Source organism: Streptomyces sennicomposti, from assembly GCF_019890635.1.
GTDB lineage: Bacteria > Actinomycetota > Actinomycetes > Streptomycetales > Streptomycetaceae > Streptomyces > Streptomyces sennicomposti.
The window spans coordinates 18055-36942 of sequence record NZ_JAIOAB010000018.1 but is presented as its reverse complement, the minus strand read 5'-3'; the positions used below and the strand labels follow the sequence as shown (position 1 = coordinate 36942).

The following is an 18888-nucleotide window of genomic DNA, read 5'->3' as shown; positions in this document are numbered from 1 at the left end:
GGCCTACCAGCACGAAGGAACTTGTATGCACGAGTATATGAGTACAGCCCGGGTCTGGGGACTGAGTTGCCCAGGATTCCCCGAAGAAGTGAGCCGGGCCCGCCGCTGGACCCGCGACATCCTGCGCGGCTCCCCCTTAGCCGAAGACGCCGAACTGATCGTGAGCGAGCTGAGCGCGAACGCGATCCTCCACACGGCCAGCGGCCGGGAGTACGGCGGCTTCCACCTGGCGGTCGCCGTCTCGGCTCAGGTGGTCGCGGTGTCCGTCACGGACGACGGCGGCACGGCAACGGCACCGAAGGTCGAGCACCAGGACCAGGACGCCGAGCACGGTCGGGGACTCGGCATGGTCAGCGCCATCGCCCACCGGGTCGTCGTGCACGACAGCGACCAGGGCCACACGGTGACCGCGGAGCTGTACGCGGACGGTCGGCTTGGAGGCCACCCATGCTGAAGCCGCAGCAGGGCTACTGGTGCGAGTGCTGGACCGAGGACCTGACCGAACAGTGGGGGCCAGCGCTGCTGGCATCGTTCGACGCGTACTCGGCGCCCCAGGCGGACCGTTGGGTAGCGGTCGCACTGCGCACGATCTCACCGGCCCTAGATGCGGACGCCTCCGATGAGGCGTGGGAGTGGTTGTACGAGGGCCGCATCCAGACCCGTCGAGCCTTGTTGCGCGCCGAGCCGTGCACGGTGTCAGTGACCCACGCCAAGACCTGCATCACGTGGACGATCCGGCCCGTGCTCTTCCTGCCACTCGCGCACCGCCAGGCAGCCGAACTCCCGCCGTGTGCGTACGACTTCAAGCCCCGCCAGACAGACTGAGTTACAACTTTCTCTACTGGTTCAAGCACCCGTCGTCGCTTCGCTCCTCCGGGCGGGCGCGGGCGGCCGGCGGCGCCCGCGCTCATGTCTCCGCCCCGCTCGGCACCGCCGGCCGGCCGCTCCCGCCCAAGAGGCAGGCACGTTGTGCATGAGGTCAGAACACGTCGTGGCTGGGGCGGTCGGCTCCACGGCTTTAGGCAGCCACCTTGGCGCGAGCCTCGAAGATCATGGCCCCAACGTCGTGCTTTACCGGGCAGGTCCACAGACTGCCCGACGCGCCGGAAGCTTACGGGGCCGTGATCACTCGCGCCAAGGCAGCTCCAGCCCAAAGCCGTTCCGCCGACCGCGTGGGCCGAGTGCGAAAACCCGGAGCGGAGGTTGTGATTCAGGAGCTACCTTGTTCAACGTGGAGAACTCTGGTACGGAGCGAAGAATACTTTCGGAAGCTGAGCAGAAATCGGCCCGCGAGCGGCGCTGGTCCTTGGTTGGACGGGTAGCCCAGGAAAGTGCATCTGTCGAGATGTGTCTGCGGTCCTTGATGGTCAAACTGCTCAATTCGAAGTACGCAGACATCATTGCCGCAGGTCAGAGCGCAACGGATCTGATCGAAAACTGCATCGCTCTGGTTCAGGCGAATGAAGAGATCAATGACCAGACACGCGAGCGTGGCCTAGAGCTACTGCGGTCATTGAAGCCGTTGTTTGCCCAGCGGAATAACGTAGTCCATGCGCCCTGGTTCGCTTCTTCGTACGAGGAATCCCTTACTGAGGCGCTTTCGTTGGTAAGCAAACGACGGGCATTGCCTCGAGCAACAGTCGTGAACTACGCAGAGGTGGAAAAGCTCTGTAACGACCTAAATGCGAAACTTCCGGAGATCTGGTCTATAGAGCGGGCAGTGCGGCGCGCAAACGACAGCCTGTGAGTCGGCCACAGGCCACATGTGTGTATCCCAATCGAGGGGCACGCCGCGACAGCCCTAGCTCGGGCCGTCTCTGGGCCGTGCGGGGACGCTCAACGACGACCAACGCTGACAAACGTCGACGGCTCCGCCGCTGGTCAGAACGTTGACCGATGGCGGAGCCGCAGCTCGCAGGCATGCGATTTCAGAACTTACAGCCAAAGATTCCGCCGACTTCAGTATCGAGAACCTTCCGGCAAATAGCAGAGATGAACCAATCCTCCGTTAGAGTCTCGGAGGTAACCTCGCTACTATTAAGGGTGCAGATATACTGCGTCGATTCCTCACGGCAAATGTCACGCGCCAACTCAAGCGCTGAGGAAACCTGCCTGGGATCAACCCCATCGAACATTGCGGAGTCGTAGACAAGAAATCCTGGATGGCGTTGCTCTTCGAATCCTGTACTCATCAAGGCGAAATCAAAGGCGAGAACCTGAGTTTTCGCTGTGCCTTTACTTTTGGGGCCTTCGATGTCCAAGGAGAACCCAATTCCATAGTCGTCAACCTTCGCAACGACTACTCCACGCCGATTATACAACTTCATCATGAATTTGCTGAGGACCCGGGACGCTTTATCCAAGATTTCCTCAGCAGCGTTTGTCTCTGAGACCGCCGTCTGCCTCATCTGGGCGCGCCGAACCTTGGCGTTCTCTCTGGCCTCACCCACCTCTTTAAAGCGGTGCAAGGAGGCATCGGCGGCTTCCACACGCTTTGCCGCCTGGATAGCGCTGTTTTGCAAAGCTGCCAGTTCTTCGAGCGCACCGCCGGCACGCAGAACGGCCATCACTGATGATCGCTGCGTCTCGACTTCGGCAATTTCGAGGGCGCGTTCTGCTCGCTGCCTTGTCAGGCGATCAATTTCTGACTGCAAGAACGAACGCCTATTACTCATCAGTCTCTCATGGAAAGTGGCGACATCGGCGAAGCGCCTAACTGCATCCGGTGAGAAGGTCAGTTCTAGGCTCTCGTAGAGACGCTGGAGATCTTGGGCGTCATCTCGCTCGGTGTCACGAACCTCCAATGACTCCTCATACAAAGCAATCATTCGACGGTCGGCGACCTCTTGGTTTCGGAGTTCCCTGAGCTTCTCGGTCAGTCTGTCTGACTGCTCAATCACCCCCTCTCTATCGTCCAGAAGCTGGAACCCATTGATTCGCGCCGTTATTGAATCGAGCTCCTCTTGGGCCTGTTGCCGCTCGATGCGCAACTGGCCTTCTTGGCGAGGCCCACCGATTAGTCCCTCTTCCGTCGCATAGTCAATGGCGTCATAGGCCTTAATTTCAGTGTCAATCAGCGTTGCGTCACGAGTAACCTTCCAGTCCATCCCCAAGAGGTAAGAAACGTGTTCCCGAGAGCTCCATCCCGGTTGGACGGAAAGAATCTTAAACGGACTATTGGTTATGTCGACGCGCACGATATAGCTGAGCAACGTACGGACCGATAGGCTGCGAGGTCCTTTCCCCTCACCGGGATCGATCAGGTCGAATAGCTGCTCTCCGAGAATTTGCTTCCAGTCGTCTACCCTGACCTTTCCCTCTTCATCGACGTACGGGGCGATTTGCCGAGGAAGCGAACCGTCACACTCAACACTCACCTTCCCGGGACGCGCGAGCTCGCGAGTGACACGGAGGTTGGCGCCGCACATTTCGAGTTCAAGCGTGAACGTCCACCCGTCCGATGCGAGCGGTCGCAACTGCGACGAGAGATTAGCGGCGAGGCAAAAATTAATCGCTTGAATAAGAGCGGTCTTGCCTCGCGCATTCCGGCTATGCTGACGCGTGGCTCCAGGGGCTTGCTCCGCTAGAACCACGTTAAGCCCGGGGGTGAAATCTATGGGCTGAAATGATTCTTTGTTTGCGCTGAATCTACGGAGCATAGGATCCCATTTTCATCAATACGTCGCCGTCGAGCTCAATTAGCCCCAAGGCCATGAGTGTATCCATTGCCAAGACAAACCGCGGGTAGCTGTATTCCGGATATTTTTGCTTACATGCTGACCACGCTTGCGCAACGGACGAGCGGGGGCGCATAGCCTCAAGGATGCTTGCGGATTGGGCGAGCAGACTCTCTTTCGTCCGCACATGCTTGTTAGGCAGCAGTATGTTCGGCATGCTCAAATATCTCGCAGATCTCGAAGAGGTACGTTACGGTCGCTACAGCTGCCGCTCGCAGAACCGGGGTGTCCCTGGGGCCGCTGTTTTCATAGGCGACTCCACACAGGTATGAGAAGATTTCATCCCCTTCCAGGCCCTGCCCTAGCGCCTTGTAGTACTCGGCTTTGAACTTAACCGCCAATTTAGTACCGAACCCAGGGTGCTTGGTCTCTTCGACGAAACGAATAAAGCTCCGCACTTCCAGGACTTTTGCTATGCCTGCGTTGATCATTTCGCGCGAGACATCCGTCAGCCTATTTAGTTCAATCTTCTCCTCGAGGGAAATATCCAAAGCGATCTCCTCGGCGAGATCAGTGTCTCCATTGATGCTGAGATAGTTGCAAACCGATTCGAGCTCTTCGAAGCCTACTGCGCCCATACTGTATGGCACGCCTCGCGCTACTGCCATCTCATGCTTCTCTTTGGCTTCGCGCAAGAAATCGACCGTGTGATAATGCAACTGGCTGTCTATCGCATCGTGGTGAGTCCCGCAAAGGTATATAAGGTTCGATGCCTTGCCGCGTTCTTCCTCCGACATGCTGGGGTCAAAGCGCGGCCCGCCTTCTGATGCGGCGCATATATGCGCGACCTTGCCAACTGCTTTGTCTTTGTCGCCAGCATGACGGGCGTTCACTACCAACTCGGCTTTGCATTCTGGATAAGCGCAGATATTTCCGCTGCGCTGAATGACGACCTTTTGTTGACCCGCTGGCGCTTCAATTCGAGCCACGCTCGCCCCCTCCCGCCCCCATCTCCCACACCTTATCAACGCGATGTGATGCAAGCTACACCCTGTGCAACAGTTTGATCGGGTCGCCTAGGCTGCGAAGCCCTGGTGGTGTGCTGATACCGCCGATCATGCGGCGTGCCAGTCTCTTTTCGGTATGACTGTCTCTCGCCGTTCGGCTGTTGTAGAGCCATGCCGGGGTGTCGAGGGGCCGCAGAGCGCGACGAACGCTTGGAAACGAGGGAACGCATGCACTGCTGTCATGCTGGTCAGCCCAGGCACTTAGCTGCCATCGCCTGGGCTTGCCGGGCCGGTTCACGCAGTTGCGTAGGTCAGAGACGTTGGATCAGCGTCGATCAGTAGCCTGCGACTATCAGCCGTAGTACGCCTGGAGGCTTCGTGGAGGCTACCGCTCTCGTCAGTCCCGATCGGTTGTGGTCGGCCCAGGAGGTTTTGGTGCGTCCGAGCCCTGTCCCGGCAGCGGCAGGGGTCTACGGATGGCACTTCAAACAGCCGCCCCACCAGGACCTGGACGCTGGGCGCCTGCTGTACGTCGGGATAGCACCGCGGTACATGGCGAACCGGACCAGCACGCAGAACCTGCGCAATCGGGTGCGCTACCACTACCGGGGCAACGCGGCCGGCTCGACCCTGCGGCTCACCCTCGGGTGCCTGCTCGGACTTGAACTGCGCCGCGTGGGCAGCGGCAAGCGGATGACTTTCGGCAAGGCCGGCGAAGCCACCCTGAGCCAGTGGATGGCGGACAACGCGCGAGTGTGCTGGATCGAGCAGAACGAACCGTGGGACCTCGAGTCACAGCTCATCTCCCGACTCGACCTCCCGCTGAACCTCGACCAGAACCGTCGCAACGCGTTTCACAGCCGCTTGAAGGAACTACGGGCCCAAGCTCGCCAACGAGCCCGGGAGTTGCCCATCGGCTCCTAGGCCGCCGGGTCGCTTTCTGGGCCGTCCGAGGTCGCTCGACAGTGGCCAATGACGACCAACGACGACCACCAGGCGCGCGAGCCCACCCTCTTCGACCAGCAAAAACCCAGCTCCCCAAGATCCCCGGCAACACCCAGGGCAAGAAGAAGTAAGCCCTACTGTCCTTCCTGAGGCCCCCTGCTCGCGACGACTCGCGGCGGGGGGCTTCGGCATACCAGCGCGCTGCGCCGTCAGGTCGCCGGGAGCTGGTAGGCGAGGACGTAGGCATCGGCGGCCATGACGGTGTCACACACTTCGACGGCCCGCCCCTCGGCGTCGAACGCGGTCCGGATCAGGTGGATGACGGGCACGCCGGAGGCGAGGCGCAGGGTGCGTACTTCGTCCGGGGAGGGCATCCGGGCGCGGATCTCCTCCTCGAAGTGGTGGAGGTGGTGGCCCAGTTCTTCGAGTCGGGCGTAGATGCCGCCGGGCCCGGGGTTCGGCTCGGCGATCTGCGTACCGCGGGCGATGTCGAGGGGCAGGTAGGAGGCGGCGAACTCGACGGGCCGGCCGTCGAGCAGGTAGCGGCGCCGCCGCGCGAGGACACGCCGCACGGACCCGAGCCGCGGCGGTGTCGTGGTGGATGACCGGCACACCAGGCGGCTCAGGTCTGGAGGCGGGTTCGTCGGACGCCGGTGCACGTGATCAGCCTGGTGCCGTCCTCGGTGAGGAACAGCAGGAACGTCCAGGAACCGTCGGCGGCCCTGATCTGCCCTAGGCGAACCGGCTGCTGGTGTCGGCGGAGTGACTCCACGGCGTGTTCCAGGTTCGTGGTCTCGATGCCCCGGCGACGCGTGTGCCGCAGCCGACGTCCATAAATGAGGGCCAGTGACTCAGTAGGTGTAGTCCCGGGCCAGACCACGTGGGAGCCGCCGCACCGCAGCGCGGCCAGCGCGGCCACGGACGCCTCGTCGTCGCCGGCCAGTAGTCGTTCGAGCAGGTTCCGCTCCACGTCGTCACCCCCAGCAGCATCCTGCTGTACGGGATCGGTGTTCTGCCAGGCCCGGTTCGGAGTCATCGAGATTCGGCTGCGCGAGGCGGTGTGCGGCCTCCGCGCTTGGGTGTGCGCCGTCGTCGCTGAGCACCGCCGCCACGCCCCGGCGCCGACCGCGACCCGTCGTCACCCGAGTTGTACGCCGGCCCCCGGCAGATGTGCGCGGCCGCGTGTCTCGCGGATGAGGTCGCGGCCCGCCCGCGTTAGCGTGGCCGGGTGTCCACTGGTCGGTGGCGGAGGGGACTGCGCTATGGAGATCGTGTCGTCGCGGAAGATCACCACGTTCCTGATGTTCGAGGGGCGGGCGGAGGAGGCCATGGGCTTCTACGTCTCGCTCTTCGACGACGCCGAGATCGTCAGCATCACCCGCTACGGCGCCGAAGGGCCCGGCGCCGAGGGGAGTGTGCAGCACGCGACCTTCTCGCTCGCCGGGCAGGAGTTCATGTGCATCGACAGCCCCGCCCGGCACGAGTTCACCTTCACGCCCGCCATCTCCCTCTTCGTGCAGTGCGCGGACGAGGCCGAGATCGACCGGCTCTACGCCGCCCTCGGGCAGCAGGGCGCGGAACTCATGCCGCTCGGGGACTACGGCTTCAGCCGCAAGTTCGGGTGGGTCAACGACCGGTTCGGTGTGTCCTGGCAGTTGAATCTGCCTGCGTGAGCCGTCGCCCCTCGTTCCTCGGTGACGAGGCGTCCGGTCGTCACGGGGTCGCCGTGGCGTCCGTCTCCGCCCCCGGCAGCAGCCACACCCCCGCCCAGCAGCACGCCCGTACGACGGCGGCCGCCGTGATCGCCCAGCCCACGCTCGCCACCTCGACGTCGCTCAGCCACGTGATCAGGTACCAGACCAGGGTGTCCTGGGCCACGCCCACGACCGCCAGGATGAGCAGGAGCGCCGGCGCCTGGCGGGGGTTCCTCGGGGTGGACCAGATCGCCGTGCCGACGCCCGCGAAGATGACGAAGGAGAGCAGGTAGCCGAGCAGTGGGCTGCCGTCGGCTTCGGCGAGGGTGATGCCGGGGAGCGCCGCGGCCAGGGCGACGCCGGGCAGCAGGCCCAGTTGCTGTCTTCTGGTGTCTTTCATGATCCGGACTCTGGCAGGTGCCGTTTTCGGCCGGAAGAGCCGCGGACCGGGCTGGAGCCAGGTTGTTACGCCGCCGCCGCCTTCATCAGCGGGGGCGCCTTCGCCCGTACCGGGAAATCCTGCCAGGGCGCGGGCGGGCACGGGGGAGCCCCCCCGGGGCAGGAGAAGGCCCCCTCCCCGTGACAGGACGGCGGGGAGGGGGCCCTTCGGGGCCGGCTGGGGTCAGCGCCGGCCGTCGTGGTGCTCGAGGTGACGCGGACCGGGGCGCTCGGCGTGACGGGCACCGGGGTGCTCCGCGTGGCGCGGGGCCGGGCGGTTCACGTGGCGCTGGCCGCCCCAGGCGAGGGAGTCCACGAAGCGGTGGTTCGCGTCGCGCAGGGTGGCGGTGTCCGCGTGCTTGTCCCAGACCGCGGTGCGGCGGTCCTGGTAGAGGTCGGTGCGGGTGTCGTTGCCGTAGCCGGTGTGGACGCGGACGGTGGTGTGGCCGCCGAGGCGGTAGTGGCGGAAGGTGTAGGTGTGGCCCTGCCGGTCGGACAGCGTCCAGCCGCTCAGGTTGACGTCGCGGCGGGTGTTGTTGCTGATCGTCACCCACTCGTTGTTGAGGGAGCGGTTGGAACGGTGGGCGCGGGTCTCGTTGTCGAGGTGCAGACCGCTGATCACCACACCCTGGCGGTGCGGGGCGTGGTCGGCCGCGGACGCCGGCAGCGTCGCCATCCCGACCAGCGCTCCGGCCGTGGCGGCGGCTGCGGTCAGGCGGCGGGCGGTCACAGAGACGGAAACGGACACAGGCTCTCCCTGCTTGGTGCGAGCGCGCCCCCGGGTCGCGGATCTCGCCGCGTCCGTGGGTGCGCTGTGTGCGGGTGGCGGCCGGGTTGGCCGCGCCCTCACACTGTGTCCGTCCCGCAGCCGGATACGTCCGGTTCCCGCCCTGTGTTACCTGTTGTGCATATTTCTGTGACTCTCGGGTGTAGTGCCCATTTACGTGGTGTACGAGCGGTGTTGACGGGCCGTCGGGAGCCTCGGCCTTGTGCGCTCTGGGATCGGCGCGGCGGTCGCCAGGGCGCGCCACCCCGGGCCGGTCGGCGCCGTCACCCCTGAGTGGGTAACGCGCCCTGCCGGGCAAGCGTCCCCCGGACGGGTGCCGGGCCGGCGCGGGGAAGCGGACGGGGGCGTACGCGGCGCAGGGCCCCGGCGACATGCGCCGGAGCCCTGCGATGACCTGCGACGGCGTACGGGCGGGCGTAGGCCTACGACGGCGTACGGGTCGTACGCGCCCCTACGGGTCCTGCGAGTCCCTACGGGTCGTACGCGCCCCTACGGGCGGCGTGCTCTCGTCAGCCGCACTGACAGGCGCCGCCCGACTGGCAGCCGCAGCCGCAGCCCGAGCCGCAGCCGCAGGCCGCCAGGAGCGGGAGGATTCTGGGCTCGGCGGGCTGCTCGGTCTCTCGGGTCTGGGTCGGGTCGGGAGCGGTGCTGGGGGATTCGGCCATGGGTCCCTCCTAGAGGCTGAGTGCCTTCGCCCATTTCATGCCCGCCGCGCCGGGCGCATCAACGGCGCACAGTGGCTCGCGCCCGCCCGCGCCACCGCGACCCGCACCGCGGCGACCCGCGCCAGCCACCGTGGTCCGCGCCGCCGCGACCCGCATCCCCCGCGACCCGCACCTCACCGGAGAGCACCGCCCCCAGAACCGCCGGAGGCCTACGCCCCCTCCACCCCCGTCCCGGTTCCCGTCCCCGCCACCGGCGGGATCTCCTGCTGCTGCAACTCGTCGGCGTGTTCGCCCGTGACCAGGTAGACCACCCGCTTGGCGACCGCGACCGCGTGGTCGGCGTACCGCTCGTAGTAGCGGCCGAGCAGGGTGACGTCCACGGCCGTCTCGATGCCGTGCTTCCAGCGGTCGTCGATCAGGTGCTGGAACAGGGTGCGGTGCAGCAGGTCCATCTCGTCGTCGTCCTGCTCCAGCTGGAGCGCCAGGTCGACGTCCTTGGTGACGATCACCTCGGCCGCCTTCGCCATCAGGCGCTGCGCGAGCTGGCCCATCTCCAGGATGGTGGCGTGCAGGTCGTGGGGGACCGCCCGCTCGGGGAAGCGCAGCCGGGCGAGCTTGGCCACGTGCTGGGCGAGGTCGCCCGAGCGCTCCAGGTCGGCGGACATCCGCAGCGAGGTGACGACGATCCGCAGATCCGTCGCCACCGGCTGCTGCCGGGCCAGCAGGGCGATGGCCCTGGCCTCCAGGTCGTGCTGGAGCTCGTCGACCTTCTTGTCGGCCTCGATCACGTTCTCGGCCAGCTTCAGATCGGTGTCGAGGATGGCGGTCGTGGCGCGTCCGATCGCCGACCCGACCAGCCGGGCCATCTCCACCAGGCTGTCGCCTATCGAGTCCAGTTCCTCGTGGTACGCGTCCCGCATCTTCGGTTCCCTCTCGTGCGTGCGTCTTCGTCCGGGGTTGCAGGGGCTGCAGGATTGCAGGGGGCTGCAGGGCGTGCGGGGCGGCGGCCCGCCGGTCACGGCCGGCGGAACCCGCGCTGCCGGCCGACGGCCCCGGCGTCCGCCGAGACGACGGACGGCCCCGGCGCCCGTCAGAGCGACGGACGACCCCGGCGCCCCCTACGGCACCAGTGGCTCCGGTGCCCGCTACGGCGACCCGTGGCCCCGGCGCCCGCCAAGGCGAGCTGTGACCCCGGCGCCCGCTACGGCACCGATGGCTCCGGCGCCCGCCAAGGCGACCCGTGGCCCCGGCCCCCGCTACGGCGACCGGTGGCGCGAACCCCACGCTCCCACGGTCCGGCCTCCACGCGTCCGTTTCCGTCACCCCAAATGAACCATCACTGGCCCCAAGGTGAACTCTGGGCGACGAGTGTTCGAGGTCGCACTCGGATGGGTGCGGTCTCGTCGTACCCCGTGCCTAACCTGGTGGCATGGACGTGAACGCGGCGGTCGCCGCAGCGGCAGCGATCGCCGGAGTGCTCACCGGTGTCATCGCCATGCTCGCGTTCCGCTTCAGCGAGCGCGAGCAGAAGCGTCCCACCCGCACCTCCCTGCACACCGACGCGGTGCTGCCGCCGGGCGTGGACACGGTCCTGTCCGTGCTGCGGTCCTCCGCCGTCGTCCTCGACGAGGGCGACGCCGTCGTCAAGGCCAGCTCCGCCGCGTACGCCCTCGGGCTCGTCCGCGGCGGCAAGCTGGCCGTGGAGCCGATGCTCCAGATGGCCCGGGACACCCGGCGGGACGGGGAGATACGCCAGGTCGAGCTGGACCTGCCGCGGCGCGGCACCGGGCGCGGCGAGGCCCTCGCCGTCTCCGCGCGGGTCGCCCCGCTCGGCTCGCGGCTGGTGCTGCTGCTGGTGGAGGACCTCACCGAGGCCCGGCGCATCGAGGCGGTACGACGCGACTTCGTCGCCAATGTGAGCCATGAACTGAAGACCCCCGTGGGCGCCCTCTCCCTGCTCTCCGAGGCCGTCATGGACGCCTCCGACGACCCGGAGGCCGTGCAGCGGTTCGCCGGGCGGATGCAGATCGAGGCGACCCGGCTGACCAACCTCGTGCAGGAGCTGATCGACCTGTCGCGGGTGCAGAACGACGACCCGCTGGAGGACGCCGAGCCGGTGCGCGTGGACGAACTGGTCGCCGAGGCCATCGACCGCTGCCGCCACCAGGCGGGCACCAAGCAGATCACCATGGCCGCCGGAGGCACCGCGGACCTGCATGTGTGGGGCAACCGCGGCCAGCTCGCCGCCGCCCTCGGCAACCTCGTCGAGAACGCGGTCAACTACTCACCGGCCCGCACCCGCGTCGGCATCGCCGCCCGCCGGATCACCGCACCCGGCGGCGATCTGATCGAGCTGGCCGTCACCGACCAGGGCATCGGCATCTCCGACAAGGACAAGGAGCGCATCTTCGAGCGCTTCTACCGCGTCGACCCGGCCCGCTCGCGCGCCACGGGGGGCACCGGGCTCGGGCTCGCGATCGTCAAGCACGTGGTCGCCTCGCACGGCGGGGAGGTCACGGTGTGGAGCGCCGAGGGTCAGGGCTCCACCTTCACCCTGCGGCTGCCGGAGGCCGCCGCGGCCCGCGCCGCCCGGGACCGCGTCCGCGACCGGGCGCAGCAGCACCCCGCCCTCGACGACGAGGCCGGGCAGCCCCCCACCGACACATCCCCGTACGAACCGCTTCCCGCCCCGGAGGTCCTTCCGTGACCCGTGTGCTCGTCGTCGAGGACGAGGAGTCCTTCTCCGACGCCCTGTCGTACATGCTCCGCAAGGAGGGCTTCGAGGTGGCCGTGGCCGCCACCGGGCCCGACGGACTCGACGAGTTCGAGCGCAACGGCGCCGACCTCGTCCTCCTCGACCTGATGCTGCCGGGCCTGCCCGGCACGGAGGTGTGCCGGCAGCTGCGCGGCCGCTCCAACGTCCCGGTGATCATGGTGACCGCCAAGGACAGCGAGATCGACAAGGTGGTCGGTCTGGAGATAGGAGCCGACGACTACGTCACCAAGCCCTTCTCCTCGCGCGAGCTGGTGGCCCGCATCCGCGCGGTGCTGCGCCGCCGCGGCGAGCCGGAGGAGGTCACTCCGGCCGCGCTGGAGGCCGGCCCGGTCCGCATGGACGTCGACCGGCACGTGGTGACGGTGTCCGGCTCCAAGGTCGATCTGCCGCTCAAGGAGTTCGACCTCCTGGAGATGCTGCTGCGCAACGCCGGCCGGGTGCTCACCCGGATGCAGCTGATCGACCGGGTCTGGGGCGCCGACTACGTGGGCGACACCAAGACCCTCGACGTCCACGTCAAGCGGCTGCGCGCCAAGATCGAGCCGGACCCGGGCGCGCCGCGCTTCCTGGTCACGGTGCGGGGCCTCGGCTACAAGTTCGAGCCGTAGGCCGCACCCCGGACCGACCGGACCCGGACCCCTGACCGGCCCCGGACCCCGGACCGACCGGACCCCGGACCGTCCGCACCGGACCCCGGGCCGACCGATCCCGGACCGGCCGGCCCCGGACCGGCCCAGTCGACGCCGAAGGGCGGCGCGCTCCCCGTGGGGAGCGCGCCGCCCTTCGGCATACGAGGTGTGCGCAGGCGTACCTCTGCGCACGTGGACGTACGCAGGCGCAGGCAGGCGTACGCAGGGGCCGTCAGGGCCGCCCGGTCAGTGGCCGGCGACCGACTGGGACGCCGAGTCGCTCGGAGCGGCCGGGCTGCCCGAGGCCGTCGACGAGCCGGACGGCGACTCGTCCGTCTTCGGCTGCCCCGCGGCGCCGGTGGAGGCGCTCGCGGAGGCGCTCTTGGAGGCGGACGCGGAGGGCGAGGCGCCCGGCGCGGCCGGCATGTTGCTCGGGCCCCACTTGTCGAAGTAGCTCTCGGCCGGCACGACGAAGGCGCGCAGGCTCACGTCACCGGTCTTGCTGAAGGTGAAGGTGATCTTCTGCGCGTTGCCGTCGGCGACATTGCCGCCGGGGGAGGGCAGCGCGGCGGAGGCGTTGCCCTTGCCGCCGATGATCAGGGAGCCGCCGGCCGGGACGGTCAGCTTGCCGTTGCCCTTGCCCTGCGCGGGGGTGAGCTGCGCGGTGCCGTCGCCGTCGACGCGGATGGCGTCGAGGGTCTGGGCGTGGTCGTCGTTGTTGAAGATGGTCGCGGAGATGACGGCCGGGCCCTTGGTCTGGGTGCCGGGCTGCGTGATGACCACCGCGTTCTGGACCTTGATGGTCCCGACGGTGACGGCCGCGTTGTCCGGCTTGACCTCGAGCGTCTGGGCATCGTTGCCGGCGCCGCACGCGGCGAGCGAGGCGATCGAGAACGCGATGGCGGCGGCGGCGAGGGCGCCGCGTCGAAGGCTGCTGCTCACGGCGGCGGCAACTCCTTGAACGTGGGCGGTACAGGGCGACTCCCTTATAAAGCCGCCCTAAGTGTCTGTCAGCGGCCTTAGGTTACCGAGCCGTTCCCGAGCCCCCGCACCCGACCCGCCCCACCGCGCCCCGGGGCACCCGGACACCCCTCCCGCGACGCCTTTCACGAGGCCGTTCGGGGGCCCTGCGGGTGTCTTGCGGGTGTCCTCCGCGGGGGCCGTTCGACGGACGGCGCGAGGGCCGTTCGGCGGACGGGACGCCGTCCGGGGACGGCGCGCACCGTGCCCGCAATGCCTCTCACCACGCATTGGCCGCCCCGTAGCACGCCATTCGCATAAGCGCCGTCCGCCGGCCGGGCGGAAAGCGCCGTCCGGCATACCGGACGGCATACCGGACGGCATACTCGCCGGTATACCCGGCGCCAAAGCCGCCGCCCTTACCCGCGCCCTTCCGTCGCGCGCCCCCTCATGGATTTCCGGGCACGGAATGCGCGCCCCGTACGGAACCCGGTGGGGAAGCGACCGCTGAACCCGGTGAGGGAAGCGACCGGCGAAATTGATCACGCCCCATCGGACCGCCCCGCGCCATGGCGTGATCAATTCCGGATTCGTCCCGAACGCGACGTGGCTCACCGAACGGAGTAGCGGAAGTCGGACACAGGGAACCGGACAAATCAGGACGTTCGGCCGTTTGGAGGGGCGGCCGGATGTGTGTAACGTGTGCGTTTCTCCCTGTGCGGGAAGCCCCTCCGACCTGCGGATACCCGCCCCGTCCCGGCCCGGCGGCCCCTGCCGAAGCACGTTCCGGTTGCTGTTGTCAAGCCCCGAGATATGCCCTGACCTGCGAAAACGCCATTCAGAAGACGCCGTATCCGTGTTACTCTGGATAGCCACGGAAGGGGTACCTGTCACATGACGTTCAAGGTTGGCGACACCGTGGTCTATCCCCATCACGGGGCCGCGCTGATCGAGGCCATCGAAACTCGCCAGATCAAAGGCGTGGACAAGACCTACTTGGTGCTGAAGGTCGCCCAGGGTGACCTGACGGTACGTGTGCCAGCGGACAATGCGGAGTTCGTCGGCGTGCGTGATGTGGTCGGTCAGGACGGGCTGGACCGGGTCTTCGAGGTGCTGCGCGCTCCGTACGCCGAGGAGCCCACGAACTGGTCCCGTCGCTACAAGGCAAATCTGGAGAAGCTCGCCTCCGGCGATGTCATCAAGGTCGCGGAAGTCGTGCGTGACCTGTGGCGTCGTGAGCGCGAGCGCGGTCTCTCCGCCGGTGAGAAGCGCATGCTCGCCAAGGCCCGCCAGATCCTGGTGAGCGAACTCGCCCTCGCGGAGAACACGAACGAGGACAAGGCCGAAGCCCTGCTCGACGAGGTTCTCGCGTCCTGACGCGCGAGGTGCCCTGACACGGACCCGGGCGGGCCACGACGACCGCCTCCGTCCAGCGCAGCACAGCACTGCCGCGGTGCCCGATGACTCGACCGCAGTCGCCGGGCGCTGCGGCATGTCCGCATCCACCGCCGAACCCCACGGCGCCCGGAACGCCCAGGGACACCTGAGCCACCTGGAGTACCCCGGAAGCCCCGGAGCACACCGGCGCAGGAGTCCGCCGGCGCACCACTCGGCGCGGCGACCCGGCGTACGACGACTCGTCGTCCCGGCGACGCGCCTCGCGGCGTGATGAGCGGCAGGTACCCGCACGCACGGCGGACATGCCGTACGGCGAGGGAATCCCCCCGATACTGTGTGCCGGGCCCGGGCAGTCGGCTCGACCGGGGTCACGGAAGGGTCCGGTCAAGGCGTCGCGCCCGGCACGGTGTGGCCATACCCACGTAGGCACCGCCGCCAAACCGGCGTCTGACGGGCGGACGACGCGGACCGGCGGCACGGCCTCCAGCACACGACCCGGACAGGAACCGATGTCTGACGAATCGCGCCCCGCACCCGCGGGCGGGCGGCCGGGAACCCCCGTCGCCGCCGTGATCCCGGCCGCCGGCCGAGGGGTACGCCTCGGCCCGGGCGCGCCCAAAGCGCTGCGCACGCTGAGCGGCACGCCCATGCTGATCCACGCCGTGCGCGCCATGGCCGCCTCCCGCGCCGTCTCTTCGGTGGTCGTCGTCGCCCCGCCCGACGGCGCCGCCGAGGTCAAGTCGCTCCTGGACGCGTACGCGCTGCCCGAGCGGACGGACTTCCTGGTGGTGCCGGGCGGGGAGAGCCGGCAGGAGTCGGTGCGGCTCGGCCTGGAGGCGCTGCCGCCGGGCCACGACATCGTCCTCGTGCACGACGCGGCCCGCCCGCTGGTCCCGGTGGACACCGTGGACGCGGTCATCGAGGCCGTACGGGACGGGGCGCCCGCCGTCGTGCCGGCGCTGCCGCTGGCGGACACCGTCAAGCAGGTCGAGCCGGCCGCCGCGCCGGGCGGGCCCGAACCCGTCGTCGCCACGCCGGACCGCTCCCTGCTGCGGGCCGTGCAGACCCCGCAGGGCTTCGACCGCGCCACGCTGGAGCGCGCCCACCGGACGGTCACCGACGACGTCACCGACGACGCGAGCATGGTCGAACAGCTCGGCGAGCGGGTCGTGGCCGTGCCCGGTCACGAGGAGGCCTTCAAGGTCACCCGCCCGCTCGACCTCGTCCTCGCGGAGGCGGTCCTGGCCCGGCGGAGGCTGAACGATGGCTTCTGACCACACCCCGGACGCGGACGTCACCGCCCCCGTCGTGCTGCCCCAGGTCGGCATCGGCACCGACATCCACGCCTTCGAGGACGGCCGCGAGCTGTGGTGCGCCGGACTGAAGTGGGAGGGCGAGGGACCGGGACTGGCCGGCCACTCCGACGCCGACGTCGTCGCGCACGCCGCGTGCAACGCGCTGTTCTCCGCCGCCGGACTCGGCGACCTGGGCCGGCACTTCGGCACCGGACGCCCCGAGTGGTCGGGCGCCTCCGGCGTCACCCTGCTGACCGAGGCCGCGCGGATCGTGCGCGCGGCCGGCTTCCGGATCGGGAACGTCGCAGTGCAGGTCGTCGGCCCCCGGCCGAAGATCGGCAAGCGACGCGAGGAGGCGCAGAAGATCCTCTCCGAGGCGGCCGGCGCGCCGGTGTCCGTCTCCGGCGCGACCACCGACGGTCTCGGCTTCCCCGGCCGGGGCGAGGGACTGATGGCGGTGGCCACGGCTCTCGTGGTGCGCGTGGACTGAGGGCGTGCGAGGGTACGCGCTAAGCGACCAGTGATCGATACCGCTGAGCGAGCAGTGATCGTGACCGCTGAGCGACCAGTGATCGAGGACCGGAGGGTGCCCCCATGTCCGCCGTACTGTCCGACCGGCTCAAGAACCTTCTCGACGGCCCCGTCTTCATCGTCGTCGGCACCGTCCAGCCCGACGGCAGCCCGCAGTTGTCGCCGGTGTGGGTGAAGCGGGACGGCGACGACCTTCTCGTCTCCACCACCGTGGACCGCCGCAAGAAGAAGAACCTCGACCGCGACCCGCGGGTGAGCGTCGTGGTCCAGAACCCCGACAACCCCTACGAGTACGCCGAGATCCGCGGCACCGTCGAGATGACCACCGAGGGCGGCCAGGCGCTCATCGACGAACTGTCCCTGAAGTACACCGGCAAGAAGTACGCCGAGTTCAACCCGTCCTCGGCGCAGGACGCCGAACGGGTGGTCGTCCGCATCCGGGCGCGCAAGGTCGTGGGCAGCCTGTAACCCCGCGGCGACGCCTCGCCCGGAGACCTCCGGACCTCGCTGGCGCGGGCCCGGAGGCCTTCGCCCGTCCCGGGCGGCCCGCGCCGGGACACGAATACACGCCCTTGTGCCGAAGGGGCGCGAGGCACTGTCCGCGGCCCACTACCCTGGAGTGGTGACTATTCGCCTGTACGACACCAGCGCCCGGCAGATCCGTGACTTCACCCCGCTCAAGCCGGGCTGTGTCTCGATCTACCTGTGTGGTGCCACCGTGCAGGCGGCCCCGCACATCGGTCACATCCGGTCGGGGCTGAACTTCGACATCATGCGCCGCTGGTTCTCCCACCGCGGCTACGAGGTGACGTTCATCCGCAACGTCACCGACATCGACGACAAGATCATCACCAAGGCGCACGAGCAGCACCGCCCGTGGTGGTCCATCGGCTACGAGAACGAGCGCGCGTTCAACGACGGTTACACCGCCCTCGGCTGCCTGCCGCCCAGCTACGAGCCCCGCGCCACCGGCCATGTGCCGGAGATGGTCGAGATGATGCGGCGGCTCATCGAGCGCGGGCACGCCTACGCCGCCGACGGCAACGTCTACTTCGACGTGCGCTCCTTCCCCGGCTATCTGGAGCTGTCCCGCCAGGAGCTGGACAACCTGCTCCAGCCCTCCGGCGAGGGCGAGACCGGCAAGCGCGACCCGCGCGACTTCGCCATGTGGAAGGCCGCCAAGCCGGGCGAGCCGACCTGGCCCACCCCGTGGGGCGAGGGCCGGCCCGGCTGGCACCTGGAGTGCTCGGCCATGGCGCACAAGTACCTCGGCAGCGCCTTCGACATCCACGGCGGCGGCCTGGACCTGATCTTCCCGCACCACGAGAACGAGATCGCCCAGGCCAAGGCCTACGGCGACGAGTTCGCCCGGTACTGGGTGCACAACGCCTGGGTCACCATGGCCGGCGACAAGATGTCCAAGTCGCTCGGCAACAGCGTCCTGGTCTCCGAGATGGTCAAGCAGTGGCGGCCCATCGTGCTGCGCTACTACCTCGGCACCCCGCACTACCGGTCGATGATCGAGTACAGCGAGGAGGCGCTGCGCGAGGCGGAGTCCGCGTTCGCGCGGATCGAGGGCTTCATCCAGCGCGTGGTGGAGAAGGCCGGCCCGGTGGAGCCCGCCGCCGAGGTGCCGCCCGCCTTCGCCGAGGCGATGGACGACGACCTCGGGGTCCCGCAGGCGCTCGCCGTCGTGCACACCACCGTCCGGCAGGGCAACAGCGCGCTGGCGGCCGACGACAAGGAGGCCGCCGTGGCCCGGCTCGCCGAGGTGCGGGCCATGCTCGGCGTCCTCGGTCTCGACCCGCTGGACGAGCAGTGGGCCGGTGAGGGCGGCGACCGCGGCGAGGACCTGCACGGGGTGGTGGACACCCTGGTCCGGATGGTGCTCGACCAGCGCGAGGCCGCCCGGGCGCGCAAGGACTGGACGACCGCGGACGCCATCCGCGACCAGCTCGGCCAGTCCGGTCTGGTCATCGAGGACAGCCCGCAGGGCCCCCGCTGGAGCCTCGGCCCCCGCTGAGCCCGCCCGCGGTCCGCAGGACCGCCGTGCCGCCCGGTCCCGCCGGGCGGCACACTCCACAGA

At 68.4% G+C, this 18888-nt stretch carries 21 protein-coding genes and 1 pseudogene; 12 read left to right on the top strand and 10 right to left on the bottom strand.

All coding sequences use genetic code 11. The annotated features are described in order from the left end of the window. Positions 1 to 25: 25 nt before the first annotated feature. From K7787_RS13120 to K7787_RS13110, 3 genes are all read left to right on the top strand, one after another. On the top strand, positions 26 to 454 hold the full coding sequence (locus K7787_RS13120) for an ATP-binding protein (RefSeq protein ID WP_223001499.1): 429 nt from the start codon (positions 26 to 28) through the stop codon (positions 452 to 454). Continuing rightward, a complete protein-coding gene (locus K7787_RS13115; RefSeq protein ID WP_223001498.1) occupies positions 448 to 825 on the top strand; it encodes a hypothetical protein in 378 nt (125 codons plus the stop codon). Before K7787_RS13120 ends, K7787_RS13115 begins: the two co-directional genes overlap by 7 nt. 397 nt (positions 826 to 1222) lie before the next feature. Beyond that, on the top strand, positions 1223 to 1747 hold the full coding sequence (locus tag K7787_RS13110) for a hypothetical protein (protein WP_223001497.1): 525 nt from the start codon (positions 1223 to 1225) through the stop codon (positions 1745 to 1747). 181 nt (positions 1748 to 1928) lie between these two features. On the opposite strand, the gene K7787_RS13105 is transcribed toward K7787_RS13110, so the two are convergent. The 3 genes from K7787_RS13105 to K7787_RS13100 all read right to left on the bottom strand — a co-directional run bounded on the left by K7787_RS13105 (position 1929) and on the right by K7787_RS13100 (position 4666). After that, the gene (locus K7787_RS13105; RefSeq protein ID WP_223001496.1) at positions 1929 to 3107 is read right to left on the bottom strand and encodes a DUF2326 domain-containing protein; all 1179 of its coding nucleotides are present in this window, start codon (positions 3105 to 3107) and stop codon (positions 1929 to 1931) included. A 541-nt stretch (positions 3108 to 3648) separates the two neighbouring features. Beyond that, entirely contained in the window at positions 3649 to 3894 is a 246-nt protein-coding gene (locus K7787_RS32430; protein WP_372456641.1) for an ABC-three component system middle component 6, read from the bottom strand. Beyond that, a complete protein-coding gene (locus tag K7787_RS13100) occupies positions 3872 to 4666 on the bottom strand; it encodes an ABC-three component system protein (protein WP_223001495.1) in 795 nt (264 codons plus the stop codon). The genes K7787_RS32430 and K7787_RS13100 overlap by 23 nt, the downstream gene beginning before the upstream one ends. A gap of 570 nt (positions 4667 to 5236) precedes the next feature. Between K7787_RS13100 and K7787_RS13095 the strand changes: the two genes are divergently transcribed. Next, positions 5237 to 5608 (top strand): GIY-YIG nuclease family protein, encoded by a 372-nt coding sequence (locus tag K7787_RS13095; protein ID WP_247720834.1) that lies wholly within the window; start codon positions 5237 to 5239, stop codon positions 5606 to 5608. 230 nt (positions 5609 to 5838) lie between these two features. Here the strand turns inward: K7787_RS13095 and K7787_RS13090 are convergent. Next, positions 5839 to 6216: pseudogene (locus K7787_RS13090) on the bottom strand (UTRA domain-containing protein); the annotation flags it as partial. Positions 6217 to 6251: 35 nt separating this feature from the next. Beyond that, positions 6252 to 6665, bottom strand: a complete 414-nt coding sequence (locus K7787_RS13085; RefSeq protein WP_247720833.1) for a hypothetical protein — start codon at positions 6663 to 6665, stop codon at positions 6252 to 6254. Positions 6666 to 6891: 226 nt separating this feature from the next. Between K7787_RS13085 and K7787_RS13080 the strand changes: the two genes are divergently transcribed. Continuing rightward, positions 6892 to 7302: a VOC family protein gene (locus K7787_RS13080; protein WP_009189313.1), complete on the top strand. Its 411-nt coding sequence runs from the start codon at positions 6892 to 6894 to the stop codon at positions 7300 to 7302. Between the two features lie 40 nt (positions 7303 to 7342). Here K7787_RS13080 and K7787_RS13075 read toward each other — a convergent pair whose 3' ends face one another. The 4 genes from K7787_RS13075 to phoU form a co-directional block, all read right to left on the bottom strand. Continuing rightward, complete coding sequence (locus K7787_RS13075) at positions 7343 to 7723, bottom strand: hypothetical protein (protein WP_223001493.1); 381 nt, start codon at positions 7721 to 7723, stop codon at positions 7343 to 7345. A gap of 222 nt (positions 7724 to 7945) precedes the next feature. Beyond that, on the bottom strand, positions 7946 to 8491 hold the full coding sequence (locus K7787_RS13070) for a lamin tail domain-containing protein (RefSeq protein WP_050790737.1): 546 nt from the start codon (positions 8489 to 8491) through the stop codon (positions 7946 to 7948). A 566-nt stretch (positions 8492 to 9057) separates the two neighbouring features. Beyond that, positions 9058 to 9213, bottom strand: a complete 156-nt coding sequence (locus K7787_RS13065; protein ID WP_169439427.1) for a hypothetical protein — start codon at positions 9211 to 9213, stop codon at positions 9058 to 9060. 209 nt (positions 9214 to 9422) lie between these two features. Next, positions 9423 to 10133, bottom strand: coding sequence for a phosphate signaling complex protein PhoU (gene phoU, locus K7787_RS13060; RefSeq protein ID WP_009189310.1), 711 nt, complete (start codon positions 10131 to 10133; stop codon positions 9423 to 9425). Positions 10134 to 10642: 509 nt separating this feature from the next. Between phoU and phoR the strand changes: the two genes are divergently transcribed. Further along, on the top strand, positions 10643 to 11920 hold the full coding sequence (phoR, locus tag K7787_RS13055) for a two-component system sensor histidine kinase PhoR (protein ID WP_043260991.1): 1278 nt from the start codon (positions 10643 to 10645) through the stop codon (positions 11918 to 11920). Between the two features lie 5 nt (positions 11921 to 11925). Then, positions 11926 to 12597 carry a two-component system response regulator PhoP gene (gene phoP, locus K7787_RS13050; RefSeq protein WP_465201975.1) on the top strand — a complete coding sequence of 224 codons (672 nt, stop codon included), beginning with the start codon at positions 11926 to 11928 and terminating at the stop codon, positions 12595 to 12597. 267 nt (positions 12598 to 12864) lie between these two features. On the opposite strand, the gene K7787_RS13045 is transcribed toward phoP, so the two are convergent. Then, a complete protein-coding gene (locus K7787_RS13045; protein ID WP_009189307.1) occupies positions 12865 to 13560 on the bottom strand; it encodes a copper chaperone PCu(A)C domain-containing protein in 696 nt (231 codons plus the stop codon). Positions 13561 to 14472: 912 nt separating this feature from the next. On the opposite strand from K7787_RS13045, the gene K7787_RS13040 reads away from it, so the two are divergent. From K7787_RS13040 to cysS, 5 genes are all read left to right on the top strand, one after another. Then, on the top strand, positions 14473 to 14955 hold the full coding sequence (locus K7787_RS13040) for a CarD family transcriptional regulator (protein ID WP_003953493.1): 483 nt from the start codon (positions 14473 to 14475) through the stop codon (positions 14953 to 14955). Positions 14956 to 15485: 530 nt separating this feature from the next. Then, the gene (gene ispD / locus K7787_RS13035) at positions 15486 to 16250 is read left to right on the top strand and encodes a 2-C-methyl-D-erythritol 4-phosphate cytidylyltransferase (RefSeq protein WP_043260990.1); all 765 of its coding nucleotides are present in this window, start codon (positions 15486 to 15488) and stop codon (positions 16248 to 16250) included. Beyond that, a complete protein-coding gene (gene ispF, locus K7787_RS13030) occupies positions 16240 to 16761 on the top strand; it encodes a 2-C-methyl-D-erythritol 2,4-cyclodiphosphate synthase (RefSeq protein WP_223001492.1) in 522 nt (173 codons plus the stop codon). The genes ispD and ispF overlap by 11 nt, the downstream gene beginning before the upstream one ends. 104 nt (positions 16762 to 16865) lie before the next feature. Then, on the top strand, positions 16866 to 17270 hold the full coding sequence (locus K7787_RS13025) for a PPOX class F420-dependent oxidoreductase (RefSeq protein WP_009189305.1): 405 nt from the start codon (positions 16866 to 16868) through the stop codon (positions 17268 to 17270). A 154-nt stretch (positions 17271 to 17424) separates the two neighbouring features. Beyond that, positions 17425 to 18825, top strand: a complete 1401-nt coding sequence (gene cysS, locus K7787_RS13020) for a cysteine--tRNA ligase (protein ID WP_223001491.1) — start codon at positions 17425 to 17427, stop codon at positions 18823 to 18825. The last annotated feature ends 63 nt before the right edge of the window (positions 18826 to 18888 follow it).